The organism is Streptomyces sp. VTCC 41912, from assembly GCF_045799175.1.
In the GTDB taxonomy this organism is placed as follows: domain Bacteria; phylum Actinomycetota; class Actinomycetes; order Streptomycetales; family Streptomycetaceae; genus Streptomyces; species Streptomyces albulus_C.
In genome coordinates this window covers 1-17614 of record NZ_JBJMAB010000060.1, presented here as the reverse complement: position 1 = coordinate 17614, position 17614 = coordinate 1, and the positions used below count along the sequence as shown (strand labels likewise).

15 protein-coding genes are annotated in these 17614 nt (G+C 72.4%); 8 read left to right on the top strand and 7 right to left on the bottom strand.

All coding sequences use genetic code 11. The annotated features are described in order from the left end of the window. The first annotated feature begins 124 nt into the window (after positions 1-124). Positions 125-811, top strand: coding sequence for a LuxR C-terminal-related transcriptional regulator (locus ACJ6WD_RS39250; protein ID WP_016578184.1), 687 nt, complete (start codon positions 125-127; stop codon positions 809-811). Here ACJ6WD_RS39250 and ACJ6WD_RS39245 read toward each other — a convergent pair. Together ACJ6WD_RS39245 and ACJ6WD_RS39240 are read right to left on the bottom strand one after the other, a co-directional pair. Next, positions 799-1119, bottom strand: coding sequence for a hypothetical protein (locus ACJ6WD_RS39245; protein ID WP_233661615.1), 321 nt, complete (start codon positions 1117-1119; stop codon positions 799-801). The two genes, ACJ6WD_RS39250 and ACJ6WD_RS39245, sit on opposite strands and share 13 nt — an antisense overlap. A 14-nt stretch (positions 1120-1133) precedes the next feature. Then, positions 1134-2801 (bottom strand): sodium:solute symporter family protein, encoded by a 1668-nt coding sequence (locus ACJ6WD_RS39240; RefSeq protein WP_016578186.1) that lies wholly within the window; start codon positions 2799-2801, stop codon positions 1134-1136. A gap of 285 nt (positions 2802-3086) precedes the next feature. On the opposite strand from ACJ6WD_RS39240, the gene galT reads away from it, so the two are divergent. From galT to ACJ6WD_RS39220, 4 genes are all read left to right on the top strand, one after another. Further along, a complete protein-coding gene (galT, locus tag ACJ6WD_RS39235; protein ID WP_407617636.1) occupies positions 3087-4133 on the top strand; it encodes a galactose-1-phosphate uridylyltransferase in 1047 nt (348 codons plus the stop codon). Next, positions 4130-5155: a UDP-glucose 4-epimerase GalE gene (galE, locus tag ACJ6WD_RS39230; protein WP_331248002.1), complete on the top strand. Its 1026-nt coding sequence runs from the start codon at positions 4130-4132 to the stop codon at positions 5153-5155. The genes galT and galE overlap by 4 nt, the downstream gene beginning before the upstream one ends. Before the next feature lie 63 nt (positions 5156-5218). Then, on the top strand, positions 5219-6394 hold the full coding sequence (galK, locus tag ACJ6WD_RS39225; RefSeq protein ID WP_407617635.1) for a galactokinase: 1176 nt from the start codon (positions 5219-5221) through the stop codon (positions 6392-6394). 261 nt (positions 6395-6655) lie between these two features. Continuing rightward, the gene (locus tag ACJ6WD_RS39220) at positions 6656-7435 is read left to right on the top strand and encodes a response regulator transcription factor (protein WP_037635705.1); all 780 of its coding nucleotides are present in this window, start codon (positions 6656-6658) and stop codon (positions 7433-7435) included. A gap of 21 nt (positions 7436-7456) precedes the next feature. Here ACJ6WD_RS39220 and ACJ6WD_RS39215 read toward each other — a convergent pair whose 3' ends face one another. The 3 genes from ACJ6WD_RS39215 to ACJ6WD_RS39205 form a co-directional block, all read right to left on the bottom strand. Then, on the bottom strand, positions 7457-9511 hold the full coding sequence (locus tag ACJ6WD_RS39215; RefSeq protein WP_407617634.1) for a beta-galactosidase: 2055 nt from the start codon (positions 9509-9511) through the stop codon (positions 7457-7459). Between the two features lie 123 nt (positions 9512-9634). Further along, positions 9635-10456 (bottom strand): SDR family NAD(P)-dependent oxidoreductase, encoded by an 822-nt coding sequence (locus ACJ6WD_RS39210; protein WP_045788060.1) that lies wholly within the window; start codon positions 10454-10456, stop codon positions 9635-9637. Between the two features lie 66 nt (positions 10457-10522). Continuing rightward, complete coding sequence (locus tag ACJ6WD_RS39205) at positions 10523-11020, bottom strand: MarR family winged helix-turn-helix transcriptional regulator (protein ID WP_016573281.1); 498 nt, start codon at positions 11018-11020, stop codon at positions 10523-10525. 201 nt (positions 11021-11221) lie between these two features. Here ACJ6WD_RS39205 and ACJ6WD_RS39200 point away from each other — a divergent pair, with 201 nt between their 5' ends. After that, positions 11222-12088 carry a trans-aconitate 2-methyltransferase gene (locus ACJ6WD_RS39200; protein WP_407617633.1) on the top strand — a complete coding sequence of 289 codons (867 nt, stop codon included), beginning with the start codon at positions 11222-11224 and terminating at the stop codon, positions 12086-12088. Positions 12089-12387: 299 nt separating this feature from the next. Here the strand turns inward: ACJ6WD_RS39200 and ACJ6WD_RS39195 are convergent, their stop codons facing one another. Continuing rightward, entirely contained in the window at positions 12388-13089 is a 702-nt protein-coding gene (locus tag ACJ6WD_RS39195; RefSeq protein WP_020930731.1) for a TetR/AcrR family transcriptional regulator, read from the bottom strand. Positions 13090-13096: 7 nt separating this feature from the next. Further along, complete coding sequence (locus tag ACJ6WD_RS39190) at positions 13097-14119, bottom strand: fatty acid desaturase (protein WP_037635707.1); 1023 nt, start codon at positions 14117-14119, stop codon at positions 13097-13099. A 262-nt stretch (positions 14120-14381) separates the two neighbouring features. Here ACJ6WD_RS39190 and ppc point away from each other — a divergent pair, with 262 nt between their 5' ends. Then, complete coding sequence (gene ppc, locus ACJ6WD_RS39185) at positions 14382-17147, top strand: phosphoenolpyruvate carboxylase (RefSeq protein ID WP_407617632.1); 2766 nt, start codon at positions 14382-14384, stop codon at positions 17145-17147. 95 nt (positions 17148-17242) lie between these two features. After that, positions 17243-17536, top strand: coding sequence for a hypothetical protein (locus ACJ6WD_RS39180; protein WP_407617631.1), 294 nt, complete (start codon positions 17243-17245; stop codon positions 17534-17536). Positions 17537-17614 lie beyond the last annotated feature (78 nt).

Genomic DNA, 17614 nt, shown 5'->3' with positions numbered 1-17614 from the left:
CCCCGATTGGCCTGGATTCCCGCGTTCCGGTGGTCTTCTCCCCGCTAGGGGGAGCGCATCGGCAGCCGACCGTGTACCTTCCCGGGAACACACAGCCGGTCGGGGAGTTGAGGGGGTCCGCTCGATGGGCGTGCGGCTCATGGTGGTCGACGATCACCGTCTGCTCGCCGAGGCGCTCGCCTCGGCCCTGAAGCTGCGCGGGCACCGGGTCCTGGCGGCCGCCGCGCCCAGCGCCGGGGCCGCGGACCTGGTGGTGAGCCGGGCGCCGGAGGTGTGCCTGCTGGGCACCGCCGGGCCCGCCGAACCAGGGGCCTTCGACCCGGTCGTCCGGATCAAGCGGGAGCGGCCGCAGGTCGCGGTGGTGGTGCTCGGGCCGGTGCCCAGCCCGCGCGGGATCGCCGCCGCGTTCGCCGCCGGCGCCTCCGGCTACGTCCGCAACGACGAACGCATCGAGGGCGTCGAGCGGGCCATGCTCAAGGCCCGGGCGGGTGAGGCGGCGGTCGCCCCGCAACTGCTCCGGCAGGCGTTCGAGGAGCTGCTGCACCCCGCCGCCCAGCCCGACGACGAGGGCGCGCGGCTGCTGTCGCTGCTCACCCCCCGCGAGGTGGAGGTGCTGATCCGGGTCGCGGAGGGCGAGGACACCCGGGTGATCGCGGCGGGCATGGACATCGCGCCGAGCACCGCCAGGACCCACGTCCAGCGGGTGTTGATGAAGCTGGAGGTGGGCTCCCGGTTGGAGGCGGCCGCGCTGGCCGCCCGCACCGGCCTGTTGGAGCGGGTCCAGCAGGTCCCTGGGGGTCAGCCCTCCTGATCCGGGCGGTCGGCCGGGGCGCCCTGGGCGTCGCGGAGTTCCGCGGCGGACGGCGGGACGGTGGGCCGCAGCATCAGCCAGACCAGGAAGAACAGGCCGAGCGCGAGCATGCCCAGGCCCGTCCACAGGTTGATGTTGACGCCCTGGGCCTTCGCCAGGTCCGCGTCGGAGGCGGTGAGCCCGGCGACGGTGACGATCACGCCGTAGACGACGAACAGGCCACCGATGATGCGGCGGATGTCGAAGAGTCGGGCGGCGGTGGCCGAGGTGCGTTCCAACTCGCTGACTTCGTTCTGCAGTTCAGACATGGTGGGGTCTCCGGTCAGAGCGAGTAGGGCAGGTAGCACAGCGCGGCGAGGACGAGGGCGCCCCAGCCGAGGAGCGCGGGCTTGCGGTACCAGGCGGCGTCGCCCTCGGCGGGCGGCTCCGCGAGGCCCGGCGCGGTCGTCCCGTAGACGAGCCCGGCCAGTTCGGCCTCCGGCTTGGGTTCGGTGAAGAGCGTGACGGCGACCATGACCACCGCGCCGGCGACGAAGCCGACGATGGCGGAGACGAAGTTGGCACCCTGGTCGGTGGGGATGGCGATGACGCCCTGCTTGTAGATCCAGAAGTAGTTGACCATCGCGGCGGTGGTGCCGGCGAGCAGGCCCCAGACACCGGACTTCATCGAGGCCCGCTTCCAGAACATGCCGATGATGAAGACCACGAACATCGGCACGTTGAAGAAGGAGAACAGGGTCTGGAGGTAGCCCATGATGTTGGAGAACGACGAGGCGATGAACGCGGTGCCGATCGAGGCCAGCACGCCGATCGCGGTGATCAGCCGCCCGAAGCGCAGGTAGTAGCCGTCGGGCCGGTCCGTCTTCACGTACTTGGCCCAGATGTCGTACGTGAAGACGGTGTTGAAGGACGAGATGTTGGCGGCCATGCCGGCCATGAAGGCGGCGAGCAGGCCGGTGACGGCGATGCCGAGCACGCCGTTGGGCAGCAGCTCCTGCATGAGGTAGGGGATCGCGTCGTTGTACTGCAGGCCGCCGGGGGCGCCGAGCTTCGGCACGAGGACGGCGGCGACCAGGCCCGGGATCATCACCAGGAAGACGATGAACATCTTCGGGAAGGCCGCGATGAGCGGGGTGCGCTGGGCGGCGGAGAGGTTCTTCGCGGACAGTGCGCGCTGCACCTCGGCGAAGTTGGTGGTCCAGTAGCCGAAGGAGAGCACGAAGCCCAGGCCGAGGATGATCGTCAGCCAGTTGGCGCCCAGCGGGTTGGCCTGGCCGATGCCGGTGCCGCCCCAGGCGGTCAGGAAGTTGTGGCCGTGCGACGCGGTGAGCGAGTCGGTCAGGCCGCCCCAGCCGCCGACCCGCTTGAGGCCGAGGACGACCAGCGGGATGAGCGCGGCGAGGATCACGAAGAACTGGAGCACCTCGTTGTAGATCGCCGAGGAGAGTCCGCCGATGGTGATGTAGGCGAGGACGAAGAGTCCGGCGACGACGATGGCGACCCACTGCGGCCAGCCGAGCAGCGCCTCGACGACGATCGACAGGGCGTAGAGGTTGACGCCCGCGATCAGGACGGCGGCGAAGGCGAAGAGTATCGAGCTGAGCAGGTGCGCGGACTTGTCGAAGCGTTGGAGCAGGAACTCCGGTACGGAGCGGACCTTCGAGCGGTAGTAGAAGGGCATCATGACCAGGCCCAGGAAGACCATGGCCGGGATGGCGCCGATCCAGTACCAGTGGACGACCGCGACGCCGTACTGCGCACCGGTCGCCGCCATCCCGAGGATCTCGGTGGCGCCGAGGTTGGCGGCGACGAAGGCGAGTCCGGTGACCCAGGCGGGCAGCGACCGTCCGGAGAGGAAGAAGTCCAGGCTGGTCCGCACGCTGCGTTTGGCGGCGAATCCGATGCCGAGGACGACGACGAAGTAGATGGCCAGGATCGTGTAGTCGAGCCCGTTTGTCGGGAGTCGTAGCCCGTCGGCCAGAGTGATCATGAGCCCTCTTTCCGGGGGAGTGCAGCCTTTTCGGGGAGCGCGGCGATGTCCGCGAAGTGAACGCACAAAAACGTACGCACGCTCGACCGAAAACTGAATAGTTTTGTGCGTTTCAGTTGTTGGATCATGAGCGAAGGCTGTGGATTGAGTGGAGATTTATCCGCTATGGGCGGTATGGGATCTCAAGGGGGCGGGTGAGGGCGTGCGTTGACGTCTCTGTTGGGTTGTGCTTCATTGTGTTTGTTTGTGTTTGGGTGGTGTGCCCGCCATGATGAGGAGCTCCCGGTGAAGAAGACGACGACCCGGCTCGCCGACGGCCGGGAACTGCTCTACTACGACGCGTCCGACGCCGCCGACCGCACCGCCGCCGACGCCCGCCCGCTGGACCCGGTCGCCACCACCGCCGAGATCCGCACCGACGCTCTCCTCGGCGACGCCGTCGCCGTCGCCTCGCACCGCCAGGGCCGCCCCTACCACCCCGCGGTCGACGCCTGCCCGCTGTGCCCCTCCGCCGCCGGCCGGCACACCGAGATCCCCGCCGACGGCTACGACGTCGTCGTCTTCGAGAACCGCTTCCCCTCGCTCGCCGGCGAACACGGCCGCTGCGAGGTGGTCTGCTTCACCCCCGACCACGACGCCTCGTTCGCCGACCTCACCGAGGAACAGGCCGCCCTGGTCCTCGACGCCTGGACCGACCGCACCGCGGCGCTCTCCCAACTCCCCGGCGTGGCACAGGTCTTCTGCTTCGAGAACCGCGGCGCCGAGATCGGCGTGACCCTCGGCCACCCGCACGGCCAGATCTACGCGTACCCCTTCGTCACCCCCCGCACCGAGCGGATGCTGGCGTCCCTCGCCGCCCACCGTGAGGCCACCGGCCGCAACCTCTTCGACGACGTGGTCGCCCGCGAGCGCACCGACGGCCGGCGCATCGTCCTGGACGGCGCCCACTGGGTCGCCTTCGTCCCGTACGCCGCGCACTGGCCCTACGAGGTGCACCTCTACCCCAAGCGCCGGGTCCCGGACCTGCTGGCGCTGGACGGGCCGGCCCGCACAGAGTTCCCACAGATCTACCTGGAAGTCTTGCGCCGGTTCGACCGGATCTTCGGGCCGGAAGCGCCCCCGACGCCGTACATCTCCGCCTGGCACCAGGCGCCCGTGCACGCCGCGGACCGCTCCCAGTTCGCGCTCCACCTTGAGCTCTTCACCGTCCGCAGGACTCCCGGAAAGCTGAAGTTCCTCGCGGGTTCCGAATCCGGCATGAACGTGTTCATCAACGACGTGCCGCCGGAGGCTGCGGCCGAGCGACTGCGAGAGGTAGCGAGCGAGTCATGAGCAATTACCTGGTGACCGGCGGCGCGGGCTACGTGGGAAGCGTGGTGGCCCAGCACCTGCTGGAGGCCGGCCACGCCGTCACGGTCCTCGACAACCTCTCCACCGGCTTCCGCCAGGCCGTGCCCGCCGGGGCGACGTTCGTCGAGGGCGACATCCGCGACGCGCACCGGTGGCTGGACGCTCCCCCCGGCTCCGCCGGGGGGACCCCCACGTACGACGCGGTCCTGCACTTCGCCGCGTTCTCGCAGGTCGGCGAGTCCGTCCAACAGCCGGAGAAGTACTGGACCAACAACGTCGGCGGCACCATGGAACTGCTCGCCGCGATGCGCACGGCGGGCGTGCGCACGCTCGTCTTCTCGTCCACCGCGGCCACCTACGGCGAGCCGGTCAACACCCCGATCACCGAGACCGACCCGACCGCCCCCACCTCCCCCTACGGCGCGACCAAGCTCGCCGTCGACCACATGATCACCGGCGAGGCGGCCGCGCACGGCCTGGCCGCGGTGTCCCTGCGCTACTTCAACGTCGCCGGCGCGTACGGCAGTCACGGCGAACGCCACGACCCCGAGTCGCACCTGATCCCGCTCGTCCTCCAGGTCGCCCAGGGCCGGCGCGACGCCATCTCCGTCTACGGCGACGACTACCCGACCCCCGACGGCACCTGCGTGCGCGACTACCTCCACGTCGCGGACCTCGCCGAGGCCCACCTGCTGGCCCTGGCCGCCGCCCGCCCCGGCGAACACCTCATCTGCAACCTCGGCAACGGCAACGGCTTCTCCGTCCGCGAGGTCATCGAGACCGTCCGCAAGGTCACCGGCCACCCGATTCCCGAGGTCACCGCCGCGCGCCGGGACGGCGACCCCGCCGTCCTGGTCGCCTCCGCGCGCACCGCCATCGACCGGCTGGGCTGGCGCCCCACCCGCACCGACCTGGCCGACATCATCGCCGACGCCTGGGCGTTCGCCCGGGCCACCACCAGCCCGGACAACCCCGGCCCGGCCGGGGGCGCCTCCCAGCCGTAGCCGGGGGAGTTCGAGACCCGCCCGGGGCGCGAGCCCCGGCCGGGACAGCACGAAGGAGTCCACGTGACAGACACGGAGCACGGCGCGGCCCGCACCGCGGCGGCCTTCCACGCGGTGTACGGGGCCGAGCCCGCCGGCACCTGGGCGGCCCCCGGCCGGGTCAACCTGATCGGTGAACACACCGACTACAACGACGGCTTCGTGATGCCCCTGGCCCTCCCGCACACCACCATCGCCGCCGCAGCACCCCGTACCGACGGGGTGCTGCGGCTGCACTCCGCCGGCGCCCCCGGCGGCCCGGTCACCCTCCGCACCGACGACCTCGCCCCGCCGGCCCGCGGAGCCGACTGGGCCGCCTACCCCGCCGGCGTGGTGTGGGCGATGCGGGCGGCCGGCCTGCCGATCGGCGGCGCCGACCTGCACTACTCCAGCACCGTCCCGCTCGGCGCCGGCCTGTCCTCCTCGGCCGCCCTGGAGATCGCCACCGCCCTCGCCCTGGACGACCTGTACGGCCTCGGCCTGCCCCGCGCCGAACTGGCCCGCCTCGCCCAACGCGCCGAGAACGCCTACGTCGGCGTGCCCTGCGGGATCATGGACCAGACCGCGGCCGCCTGCTGCACCGCCGGCCACGCCCTCTTCCTGGACACCCGCGACCTCAGCCACCGCCACGTCCCGTTCGATTTGGCCGCGGAAGGGCTCCGCCTCCTCGTCGTCGACACCCGCGTCCGCCACCAACTCGGCGACGGCGCGTACGCCGAGCGTCGCGCCGGATGCGAACGTGGCGCGCGGGCGCTCGGCGTACGCGCGCTGCGCGACGTCCCGTACGCACATCTGCCCGCGGCCCTCGACACGTTGGCGTCCGACCCGGTCGTCCGGGACCTCGTCCGCCACATCGTCACCGAGAACCACCGCGTGGAACGGACCGTCGCCCACCTGGACGCCGGCCGCCCCCGCGCCATCGGCCCCCTGCTCACCGCCGGACACGCCTCCCTCCGCGACGACTTCAAGGTCTCCTGCCCCGAACTCGACCTCGCCGTCGACACCGCCAACGCCGCCGGTGCGCTCGGCGCCCGGATGACCGGCGGCGGCTTCGGCGGCTCGGCCCTCGTGCTCGTCGAGGCGGCCGCCGCGGACACCGTCACCGACGCCCTGCACGCGGCGTTCACCGCCGCCGGCCACACCCCGCCCCGGATCTTCCCGGCCGTGCCGGGCCCCGGCGCCCACCGCCTCCGGCCGTAGGGCGTCCGCGAACCGCCGTCCGTGCGCCGGGCGCCCCCCGTTCCCCGGCCACTTTCGTCAATCACCTTCCGCTCGGGCACCCCGTCCGTACGCTGTCACCAGCGCCGGTGGGGGCCGGCGCAGATCAGGGGGCGAGACCGCTCGGGTACCGCGCCCGGGGCGGGTGGTCACCGGCCGGCGGCGTCCGCCGCCCGGCCGAGGCGATCTTCAATCCGGACGCCGTGCCCGCTATGGTCCGTTCACCGAGACAGGGGGTCTTGCGTGCAACGAATCCGGGTTCTGGTGGTCGACGACCACCGCATCTTCGCCGAGTCCCTGGCGGCCGCACTGGCCGCCGAGGTGGACGTGGACGTCGCCGCGGCGGGCAGCGCACCGGCGGCGCTGCGCACGCTCGACCGGGCCACCACCGACGGCCGCCGCTTCGACGTGCTGCTCGCCGACGCCGACCTGGCCGCCCCGCTCCTCGCCGTGCCGCCCCAAGGGCCCGCCCGCGACGGCACCCCGCGCGAGAGCCCGCCCCGCGCCCCGCTGGACGGCATCGCCCTGGTGTCCGGCCTGCGCACCAGCCACCCGTACCTGCGGACCGTGGTCCTCGCCGACCGGGACGACCCGCGCCGGGCCGCCGCAGCCCTCCAGGCCGGCGCCTCCGGCTGGGTCGCGAAGGACTCCTCGCTCTCCCGCCTGCTGGCCGTCATCCGCGGCGTGCTGCGCGACGAGACGCACCTGCCGCCCGCCCTGCTCACCGGCGTGCTGCGGGAGCTGACCGCGGCCCGCAAGCACCGCAGCGAGAGCGAGCGGCTGGTGGAGTCCCTGACCCCGCGCGAACGCGAGGTGCTGCGCTGCATGGTCGCCGGACTGGGCCGCAAGGCGGTCGCCGAGCGGCTCTTCCTCTCCCCGCACACCGTCCGCACCCACATGCAGAACGTGCTCGGCAAGCTGGGCGTGCACTCCACCCTCGCCGCCGTCGCGCTGGCCCGCCGGGCCGGCGTCGGCCCCGCCGACCTCGAACCGGCCGGCGCCGGGCCGCTCACCCTGCCCTGACCCCGGCCGCGCCCGACCGGATCACTCCGGGGCGCCCCCACCGCCCTCCCGTTCCGGACCGGTCAGCACCGCCACGCCCCGGGCGGCCAGCGTCACCCGCGTCACCGGCGCCGCCCGGGGCTCCCACGCGTCCCGCAGCGGCTCCGGCAGTGCCACCTCCACCGCCCGGCCGCCGTGGTTCAGCAGGAACACGTACCGGCCGCCGGCGCCCTCCCGCACCGTCGCCTGCACGCCCGGCGGCAGGTCCGGCAGCACCGGCGCCACGCCCGCCGCCGCCCGCACGTCGTCCAACAGGGCGCGCATCAGGGCCGGTTCCAGCCGGGTCCCGACGTACCAGGCGGTGCCCCGCCCGTGGTCGTGTCGGGTCACCGCCGGCTGCCCGGCCAACTCGCCGTCGAGGAACCGCGCCACCACCTCGGCGCCGGCCACCTCGATCTCCTCCGACCACAGGTCCGCGCGACCGGCGTAGGCCCGCCCGGTCTGCCGGCCCCGCCCGGCCGCGGTCGGATCGCCGTCGCCCACCGCCACCGACCGTCCCTCGGCCAGCGGCCAGAACTCCGTCACCCGCAACCCCAGCAACTCCCGCAACGGCCCCGGGTAGCCCCCCGGACGCACCCGGTCGCAGTCGTCGACGATGCCCGAGAAGAACGACACCACCAGCTGCCCGCCACCGCGCACGTACGCCGCCAGCCGCGCCGCGTCCGGCTCCGTCAGCAGGTACAGGTTCGGCACCACCACCATCCGGTACCCCGACAACTCCCGTCCCGGCGGCACCACGTCGCAGGCCACCCCCGCCTCGAACAGCGGCCGGTAGTGGGCCAGCGCGATCCGGGAGTGGTCCAGCGCCGTGGACGGCCGGGAATCCAGCTCCAGCGCCCACCAGCTCTGCCAGTCGGCCAGCAGCGCCACCGAGGCCCGCGACCGGGCCCCCTCGATCCCCGGCACCGCCGCCAACTCCCGCCCCAGCGCGCACACCTCACGGAAGATCCGGGTGTCCGTCCCGCCGTGCGGCACCATCGCCGAGTGGAACTTCTCCGCCCCGCCCAGCGACTGCCGCCACTGGAAGAACAGCACCGCGTCCGCGCCCTGCGCCACCGCCTGCCAGCTCCACAGCCGCATCGCCCCGGGCGGCTTGGGCCCGTTGCGCGGCCGCCAGTTGACCGCGCCCGGCGCCTGCTCCAGCAACAGCCACGGCTGCCCCTCGCGCGCCGACCGCATCAGGTCGAAGACGTAGGCCGCCCGGACGTGGTCGTCCGGCACGTGCGGGTCCTGGTAGAAGTCCAGCGCCATCACGTCCATCGACGGCGCCCAACCGAACGCGTCCACCGGCTTGTGCTGCGGCATCAGGTTCGTCGTCACCGGCACCCCGGGCGCCAGCCGCGTGAGGACCGCCCGCTCCGCCAGATAGCACTCCCGCAGCGCCGCGTCACCGAACCGCAGGTAGTCCAACTGCTGCGCCGGATTGGCGAACGTCGGCGCGGTCCGGGGCGGCAGCACCTCCGCGAAGTCCCCGTACGCCTGCGACCAGAACGACGTCGACCAGGCGTCGTTGAGCGCCGTCACGCTGCCGTACCGCTCCCGCAGCCAGCTTCGGAAGTGCTCCGCCGACACGTCGCAGAAGCACTGCCGGGTGTGGCACCCGAACTCGTTGCCCACGTGCCACAGCGCGAGCGCCGGATGGTCGGCGTACCGCGCCGCGACCTGCTCCACCAGCCGCACCGCGTGCGCCCGGAACACCGGGCTGGACGGGCAGAAGTGCTGCCGCGCGCCCGGCCAGCGGCGCTGCCCGTCCGGGCCCTCCGGCAGGATCTCCGGGTGCGCCCGGCTCAACCACGGCGGTGGTGACGCCGTCATCGTCGCCAGACACACCGCGATCCCGGCCCCGGCCAGGCCGTCCATGACCCGGTCGAACCAGCCGAAGTCCCATTCCCCCGGCCGGGGTTCGACCTTCGCCCAGGAGAAGATCCCGGCCGTGACCATGGAGACGTGGGCCGCCTTCATCAGCGCCAGGTCCTCGGCCCACACCTCCTCCGGCCAGTGCTCGGGGTTGTAGTCGCCGCCGAATCGGATGCCCATCGGACCCCCTGGCTCGCATGCGGGATGAAGGCGCCGAGCGACCCGGTGCGCCGCGCGGCGCCACGGCACGGGCACCGCCCCGCCACGACCGCTCCCGGAGCGCCGCCCGTCTTCAGGTCTGCCTCACGAGGAGTTCTTGTACACGCTCCAGCCGCCGTCCACCACCAGGCTGGCCCCCGTCACGAACGACGCCTCCCCGGAGAGCAGGAACGCGATGGCGGCCGCCACCTCCTCGGGCCGCCCCAGCCGCCGCGCCGCGGTCTCGGCCGCGCTGGCCCGCCGCTGCTCCTCGTCGATGCCGTCCCACGCCGCGGTCAGCACCGGACCCGGCAGGACGCAGTTCACCCGCACCTGGGGCCCGTACTCCACCGCCAACTGCCGGCCCAGTCCGGTCAATCCGGCCTTGGACGCCGCGTACGCGGGCCGCCCCGGCAGCCCCACCAGCGCGTGCACCGACGACGTCAGCACCACCGCCCCGCCGCGCGCCCGCAGGTCCGCGAGGACCGCCCGCACGCCCAGGAACGCCCCGGTGAGGTTCACCGCCAGCTGCCGGTCCCACTCCACCGGCGAGGTCCGGTCCGCCGGTGCCACGTGCGCCAGGTAGGCGTTGCTGACCAGGCCGTCCACCGGCCCGTACCGGGTGTGCGCCGCCGCGACGGCCCGCCGCCAGTCGTCCTCGACGGCCACGTCGCAGTGCTCGTACGAGGCCCGCCCGGCGGCCGCCCGGATCCGCCGCGCGACGCGCTCGCCGCGGGCGTCGTCGACGTCCAGCAGCAGCACCGCGGCGCCCTCGGCGGCCAGCCGGTCCGCGGTCGCCGCCCCGATGCCGCCGGCGGCGCCGGTGACCAGCACCGTCCGCCCCGAAAACCGCCGTCCGCGCCTGCCACCACTGCCGTACGGCCCCACGGGCACGGAGCCCGTTCCTCCGGTCCCCTGCTGGCTCATGCGGAGATCCAAGCCCACCCCGGGGCGGCCCGGCAAGAGCACCCCGGCCGCGCGCCCCCTGTGGACCTAACCCGGCACGTTGTCAAACGGTCCGGTCAACCGCCGCAGAAGTCCGGCCAATTCGTGCCGCTGCTGCCGCGACAGCTCGGCGAGGATGGCGCGCTCCTGCGTGAGCAGCCCGGCCAGCGATTCGTCGGCCTTGTCGCGGCCCTTGGCGGTCAGTCGGACCAGCACCCCGCGCCGGTCGCTGGGGTCCGGCAACCGCTCCACCAATTCCTTCTTGGCGAGCCGGTCGATGCGGTTGGTCATCGTGCCGGAGGTGACCAGCGTCTGCGTCAGCAGGGCGCCGGGGGAGAGCTGGTAGGGGGCGCCGGCGCGCCGCAGGGCGGTCAGCACGTCGAATTCCCAGGGCTCCAGGCCCACCTCGGAGAAGGCGAGGCGACGGGCCCGGTCGAGGTGTCTGGCCAGGCGGGAGACGCGGCTGAGGACCTCAAGCGGCTCCACGTCGAGGTCCGGGCGCTCGCGGCGCCATGCTGCGACCAGTCGATCGACCTCGTCCTCCATGGCGATCAGTGTAAAGGGTCTGTCGACATAAAGTCTCTTGATGGCGAGCTTCTCGATATCAAGATATATTTTCCTGGACTACTGGGCATCGTGGGCGCAGCACGGAATCCGCCCGAGATGGCCAAAACTCGCTCGGAGGCCGTTCGACAGGCTCCACAACAGAACCGTGCCGGCCCTGCATCAGCAAAGGGGTTATCGAACATGCACGACGCACCCGTCTGGGACCCCCAGCAGTACCTCCACCACTCAGGTCACCGCACCCGCCCCTTCCACGACCTCCTCGCCCGGATACCCGAGCTCCCCCGCCCCGACCGCCCCGCCCGCATCGCCGACCTCGGCTGCGGCCCCGGCAACGTCACCGTCCAACTCGCCGACCGCTGGCCGGACGCGCACATCACCGGCTTCGACAACTCCACCGACATGCTCAAAGAGGCCGAGTCCCACGCCGGCCCCACCCGCGGCGGCGGCCACCTCGACTTCGCCCCCGCCGACGCCGCCGACTGGACCCCCGAAGAGCCCTTCGACCTGATCATTTCCAACGCGGCCCTGCAGTGGGTCCCCAACCACCCGGACTCCTTCGCCCGCTGGATCGACGCCCTCACCCCCGGCGGCACCTTCGCCTTCCAGGTCCCGGGCAACTTCACCTCGCCCAGCCACGCCCTCCTCGGCGAACTGTGCGACTCCCCGCAGTGGTCCGAGCGCCTCGACCGGCACGGTCGCCGCTTCGTCCACATCCTCGACCCCGCCGACTACCTCCAGCGCCTCACCGACCTCGGCTGCGCCACCGACGCCTGGGAGACCACCTACGTCCAACTCCTCCAGGGCGACGACCCGGTCCTCGACTGGGTCAAGGGCACGGCCCTGCGCCCCGTCCTCACCGCCCTCGAAGGCGACCCCGAGGCGCGCGACGCCTTCCTCACCGAGTACCGCGACGCCCTGCGCCGCGCCTACCCGACCGGCCCGCACGGCACGGTCTTCCCGTTCCGCCGCATCTTCGCCGTAGCCCAGAAGCCCGGGCCCGCGGCGCCGCCCGAGGGGGGCGCCGCCCCCGCCGCCCCGACCGCCTGATTCCCAAGGCTCCGCAGTGAGCACCGGCCTCGACCACATCCAGCTCGCCGCCGGCCTGGGGAGGCAGGAGAAGGCTGCTGGTTCGAGGCCGGCGCGGGCGCGCGGACCGCTCCGAAGGCGACCGCGCCGGAGCGTGAAGACGATGGCCGGACCCTGGGGTCGGCCCAGGTGGCAGGGGCACCCGTGACGACGACGGCCCGACGGCAATCCGCCCTGACGGCAGTCCACCGTGACGATCACTCAGAAACCCTCGCCCGCGACCGGGCCGGCACGCACCCGGCGACCGCCGGTGCTCGCCCTCAGTTCTTCCGGTGCCCTATCAGCCGCGGCTTGGGTTCGAGGTTCCCCAGCCCGTGCCAGGCGAGGTTCACCAGGTGCGCCGCCACCTCCGCCTTCTTCGGCTTGCGGGCGTCGACCCACCACTGGCCGGTCAGGGCCACCATGCCGACCAGCGCCTGGGCGTACAGCGGCGCCAGCTTCGGGTCGAAGCCGCGGGCCTTGAATTCGAGGCCCAGGATGTCCTCGACCTGGGTGGCGATGTCGCTGATCAGCGACGCGAAGGTGCCCGTGGACTGCGCGACGGGGGAGTCCCGGACCAGGATCCGGAAGCCGTCGGTGAACGTCTCGATGTAGTCGAGCAGCGCGAACGCCGCCTGTTCGAGGAGCTCCCGCGGGTGCCCGGCGGTCAGCGCACCGGTGACCATGTCCAGCAGCTGCCGCATCTCGCGGTCCACGACCACCGCGTACAGCCCCTCCTTGCCGCCGAAGTGCTCGTAGACCACCGGCTTGGAGACCCCGGCCTTGGCCGCGATCTCCTCCACCGACGTGCCTTCGTACCCCCGCTCGGCGAACAGCGTGCGGCCGATGTCCAGCAACTGCTCACGGCGCTCCGCGCCGGTCATCCGCACCCGGCGGGCCCGTCGGGTGCCCGAAGACGGGGTCCCGGAGGAGCCGGAGGACTTTCCCTTACTGCCGTTGCTCGCGCTGCTGTCGATCGCCACCCGTCAATCATGCCCCCAGCGGGGCCTTCTCCTCGCCTCGGGCGCCGTCCTGGCGCCGGGCGTCGATCCGCGCCGCGTTCGGCCACCGCACGTCGTGCGCCCAGCCGGCCAGCTCGAACCAGCGGATCAGCCGGGCGCTGGAGTCCAGCTGGCCCTTCAGGACCCCGTGCCGGGCGGAGGTCGGATCGGCGTGGTGCAGGTTGTGCCAGGACTCGCCGCAGGAGAGCACCGCCAGCCACCAGACGTTGCCGGAGCGGTCCCGGGACTTGAACGGGCGCTTGCCGACCGCGTGACAGATGGAGTTGATCGACCACGTGACGTGGTGCAGCAGCGCCACCCGGACCAGGGAGCCCCAGAAGAACGCGGTCAGCGCGCCCTGCCAGGACCACGTCACCAGCCCGCCGACCAGCGGCGGGATCAGCAGCGACACCGTGGTCCACAGCACGAACTGGCGGGAGATCGTCCGGATCGCCCGGTCCTTGATCAGGTCGGGCGCGTACTTGTGCTGCGGCGTCTGCTCCTCGTCGAACATCCAGCCGACGTGCGCCCACCACAGGCCCTTCAGCAGCGCCGGGACGGTCTCGCCGTACCGCCACGGCGAGTGCGGATCACCCTCCGCGTCGGAGAACTTGTGGTGCCTGCGGTGGTCGGCGACCCAGCGGACCAGCGGCCCCTCCACCGCCAGCGACCCCATGACCGCGAGCGCGATCCGCAGCGGACGCTTCGCCTTGAACGCACCATGCGTGAAGTAGCGGTGGAAGCCGATGGTGATGCCGTGACAACCGATGAAGTACATCGCCGTCATCAGCCCGAGGTCCAGCCAGCTCACGCCCCAGCCCCAGGCCAGCGGCACCGCGGCGATCAAGGCCAGGAACGGCACGGTGATGAACATCAGCAGGGTGATCTGTTCCAGCGATCTGCGCTGCTCGCCGCCCAGCGTCGCGGACGGCAGGGGGGAGGAGGCAGAAGAACCGGCGGGCACATCGAGCGGCATCGGTGACTCTTCCACGGCATTCGGACCAGCGGTCATGTGGTGTCCCTCGTCGGGGGCTCGGGGCACGGCTACGGCCTACGGGACCGTAACCTACGGTCTCGTAAGTATGGCAGCGACACCGCCCCGGGCAAGGCCGTGACAGGCCCCACCGCCGGCCCCGCACCCCGGATGCCCAACCCTCGGACGGTGTGATCCCCGGTCGGCGGGCAGACCTATCCTGGGGGCGTCGGACAGCGCGGTCCGCACCCCGCCAAGACGTGCTCAATGACTGCACCATCCCTTGCAAGGAGCCGCACCTGTGAGCAGTGCCGACAACAACCTCGCCGAGTCCACCACCCCCGGGGCCACCCAGGGCACCAGCGGTGACAACGGTGCCCTGCGCGCCGACATCCGCCGCCTCGGCGACCTCCTCGGCGAGACCCTCGTCCGGCAGGAGGGCCAGGACCTCCTCGACCTCGTGGAACAGGTCCGCGCCCTGACCCGCTCCGACGGCGAGGCCGCCGCCCGGCTCCTGGGCGAGACCGACCTGATCACCGCCGCCAAGCTGGTCCGCGCCTTCTCCACGTACTTCCACCTCGCCAACGTCACCGAGCAGGTCCACCGCGGTCGCGAGCTCCGCGCCAGGCGCGCCTCCGAGGGCAGCATCCTGGCCCGCACCGCCGACATGCTCAAGGACGCCGACCCCGAGCACCTGCGGGCCACCGCCCGCAACCTCGGCGTCCGCCCGGTCTTCACCGCGCACCCGACCGAGGCCGCCCGCCGCTCCGTGCTCACCAAGCTCCGCAAGATCGCCGAGCTGCTGGACCGCACCGACGCCGCCGACCGCCGCCGCGTCGACCTCCGCCTCGCCGAGAACGTCGACCTCATCTGGCAGACCGACGAACTCCGCGTCGCCCGGCCCGAGCCCACCGACGAGGCGCGCAACGCCATCTACTACCTCGACGAGCTCGGCCGCGGCGCCGTCGGCGACGTCCTCGAAGACCTCGCCGCCGAACTCGAGCGCGCCGGCACCGAACTCCCCGCCGGCACCCGCCCGCTGACCTTCGGCACCTGGATCGGCGGCGACCGCGACGGCAACCCCAACGTCACCCCGCAGGTGACCTGGGACGTGCTGATCCTCCAGCACGAGCACGGCATCAGCGACGCCCTGGAGCACGTCGACGAACTCCGCGGCGCCCTCTCCAACTCCATCCGCAACTGCGGCGCCACCGACGAGCTGCTCGCCTCGCTCCAGCAGGACCTCGACCTCCTCCCCGAGATCAGCCCCCGCTACAAGCGCCTCAACAGCGAAGAGCCCTACCGCCTGAAGGCCACCTGCATCCGGCAGAAGCTCCTCAACACCCGCGACCGCCTCGCCGGCGACACCCCGCACATGCCGGGCCGCGACTACCTCGGCACCAGCGAGCTCCTCGACGACCTCGCCCTCATCCAGACCTCGCTGCGCGCCCACCGCGGCGGCCTGATCGCCGACGGCCGCCTCGAACGCACCCTGCGCACCATCTCCGCGTTCGGCCTCCAGCTCGCCACCATGGACGTCCGCGAGCACGCCGACGCCCACCACCACGCCCTCGGCCAGCTCTTCGACCGCCTCGGCGAGGAGTCCTGGCGCTACGTGGACATGCCGCGCGACTACCGGCGCAAGCTGCTCGCCAAGGAACTCCGCTCCCGGCGGCCGCTGGCCCCCACCCCGCCGCCCCTCGACGAGGCCGGCGCCAAGACCCTCGGCGTCTTCCGCACCATCCGCCGGGCCAAGAAGACCTTCGGCCCCGAGGTCATCGAGTCCTACATCATCTCGATGTGCCAGGGCTCCGACGACGTCTTCGCCGCGGCCGTACTGGCCCGCGAGGCCGGCCTGATCGACCTGCACGCCGGCTGGGCCAAGATCGGCATCGTGCCGCTGCTGGAGACCACCGACGAGCTGAAGATCGCCGACCAGCTCCTCGACGACATGCTCTCCGACCCCTCCTACCGCCGCCTCGTGGCCCTGCGCGGCGACGTCCAGGAGGTCATGCTCGGCTACTCCGACTCCTCGAAGTTCGGCGGCATCACCACCAGCCAGTGGGAGATCCACCGCGCCCAGCGCCTGCTCCGCGACGTCGCGCACCGCCACGGCGTGCGCCTGCGCCTCTTCCATGGCCGCGGCGGCACCGTCGGTCGCGGCGGCGGCCCCTCGCACGACGCGATCCTCGCCCAGCCCTACGGCACCCTCGAAGGCGAGATCAAGGTCACCGAGCAGGGCGAGGTCATCTCCGACAAGTACCTCGTCCCGTCACTCGCCCGGGAGAACCTCGAACTGACCGTCGCCGCGACGCTCCAGGCATCCGCCCTGCACACCGCGCCCCGACAGTCCGACGAGGCCCTGGCCCGCTGGGACGCGGCCATGGAGACCGTCTCCGACGCCGCCCACGGCGCCTACCGCCGCCTCGTCGAGGACCCGGACCTGCCCGCGTACTTCTTCGCCTCCACCCCCGTGGACCAGCTCGCCGACCTCCACCTCGGCTCGCGGCCCTCCCGCCGCCCCGACTCCGGCGCCGGCCTCGACGGCCTCCGCGCCATCCCGTGGGTGTTCGGCTGGACCCAGTCCCGGCAGATCGTCCCCGGCTGGTTCGGCGTCGGCACCGGCCTCAAGGCCGCCCGCGAAGCCGGCCTCGACACGGTCCTGGACGAAATGCACGCGCACTGGCACTTCTTCCGCAACTTCCTCTCCAACGTCGAGATGACGCTGGCCAAGACGGACCTGCGGATCGCCGAGCACTACGTCGACACCCTCGTCCCCGAAGAGCTCCAGCACGTCTTCGCCGTCATCAAGGCCGAACACGAGCTCACCGTCGCCGAGGTCCTGCGCATCACCGGCGAGACCGAACTCCTCGACTCCAACCCGGTGCTCAAGCAGACCTTCCGCGTCCGCGACGCCTACCTCGACCCGATCTCCTACCTCCAGGTCACCCTCCTCAAGCGCCAGCGCGACGCGGCCGCCGCCGACCAGCAGCCCGACCCGCTGCTCTCCCGCGCCCTGCTCCTGACCGTCAACGGCGTGGCGGCCGGCCTGCGCAACACCGGCTGACCGCCACCCACCCACGCAACGGCGGGGCCGCCCGGAACACCTTCCGGACGGCCCCGCCGTTGTCGTATGGGATGCAGCAGACGACCGGAGGACCCATGACGGAGCAGACCGTTTACCGGCACGTGCGCGCGCTGCGCGACCACCTCACGCCGCTGCCCGGCCTCACCCGGCCCGAGACCAGCGACGGAACGCTCGTGATGACGATGCGCCCGCGGCCCCGGCATCAACTCACGGCGAAACGGGTCGTCCAGCAATTGGACCCGCAGCTACCGGATGATCTTCTGGCCTTCGAGTCCACCGACACCGACGACGAGGCCCTCGGCAAGCTCCGCATCCCGGACCCGCTACTGGGACTAATCACAGTGCTCCCCCGTTTACGGGGGAGGTGAGGCGATTGTGAGTGCTGCTCTGGCTCGCAGGCTGGAGCGGACGGTTCTGCTGTTTGATGTACTGGCGGACGACTGACA

Coding starts and splice junctions, on each gene's coding strand:
- ACJ6WD_RS39240 (WP_016578186.1), bottom strand. CDS start 2,801: ATGATCACTCTGGCCGACGGGCTACGACTCCCGACAAACGGGCTCGAC.
- galE (WP_331248002.1), top strand. CDS start 4,130: ATGAGCAATTACCTGGTGACCGGCGGCGCGGGCTACGTGGGAAGCGTG.
- ACJ6WD_RS39180 (WP_407617631.1), top strand. CDS start 17,243: ATGACGGAGCAGACCGTTTACCGGCACGTGCGCGCGCTGCGCGACCAC.
- ACJ6WD_RS39245 (WP_233661615.1), bottom strand. CDS start 1,119: ATGTCTGAACTGCAGAACGAAGTCAGCGAGTTGGAACGCACCTCGGCC.
- ACJ6WD_RS39210 (WP_045788060.1), bottom strand. CDS start 10,456: ATGAGCCAGCAGGGGACCGGAGGAACGGGCTCCGTGCCCGTGGGGCCG.
- ACJ6WD_RS39205 (WP_016573281.1), bottom strand. CDS start 11,020: ATGGAGGACGAGGTCGATCGACTGGTCGCAGCATGGCGCCGCGAGCGC.
- ACJ6WD_RS39215 (WP_407617634.1), bottom strand. CDS start 9,511: ATGGGCATCCGATTCGGCGGCGACTACAACCCCGAGCACTGGCCGGAG.
- ACJ6WD_RS39190 (WP_037635707.1), bottom strand. CDS start 14,119: ATGACCGCTGGTCCGAATGCCGTGGAAGAGTCACCGATGCCGCTCGAT.
- ACJ6WD_RS39200 (WP_407617633.1), top strand. CDS start 11,222: ATGCACGACGCACCCGTCTGGGACCCCCAGCAGTACCTCCACCACTCA.
- ACJ6WD_RS39250 (WP_016578184.1), top strand. CDS start 125: ATGGGCGTGCGGCTCATGGTGGTCGACGATCACCGTCTGCTCGCCGAG.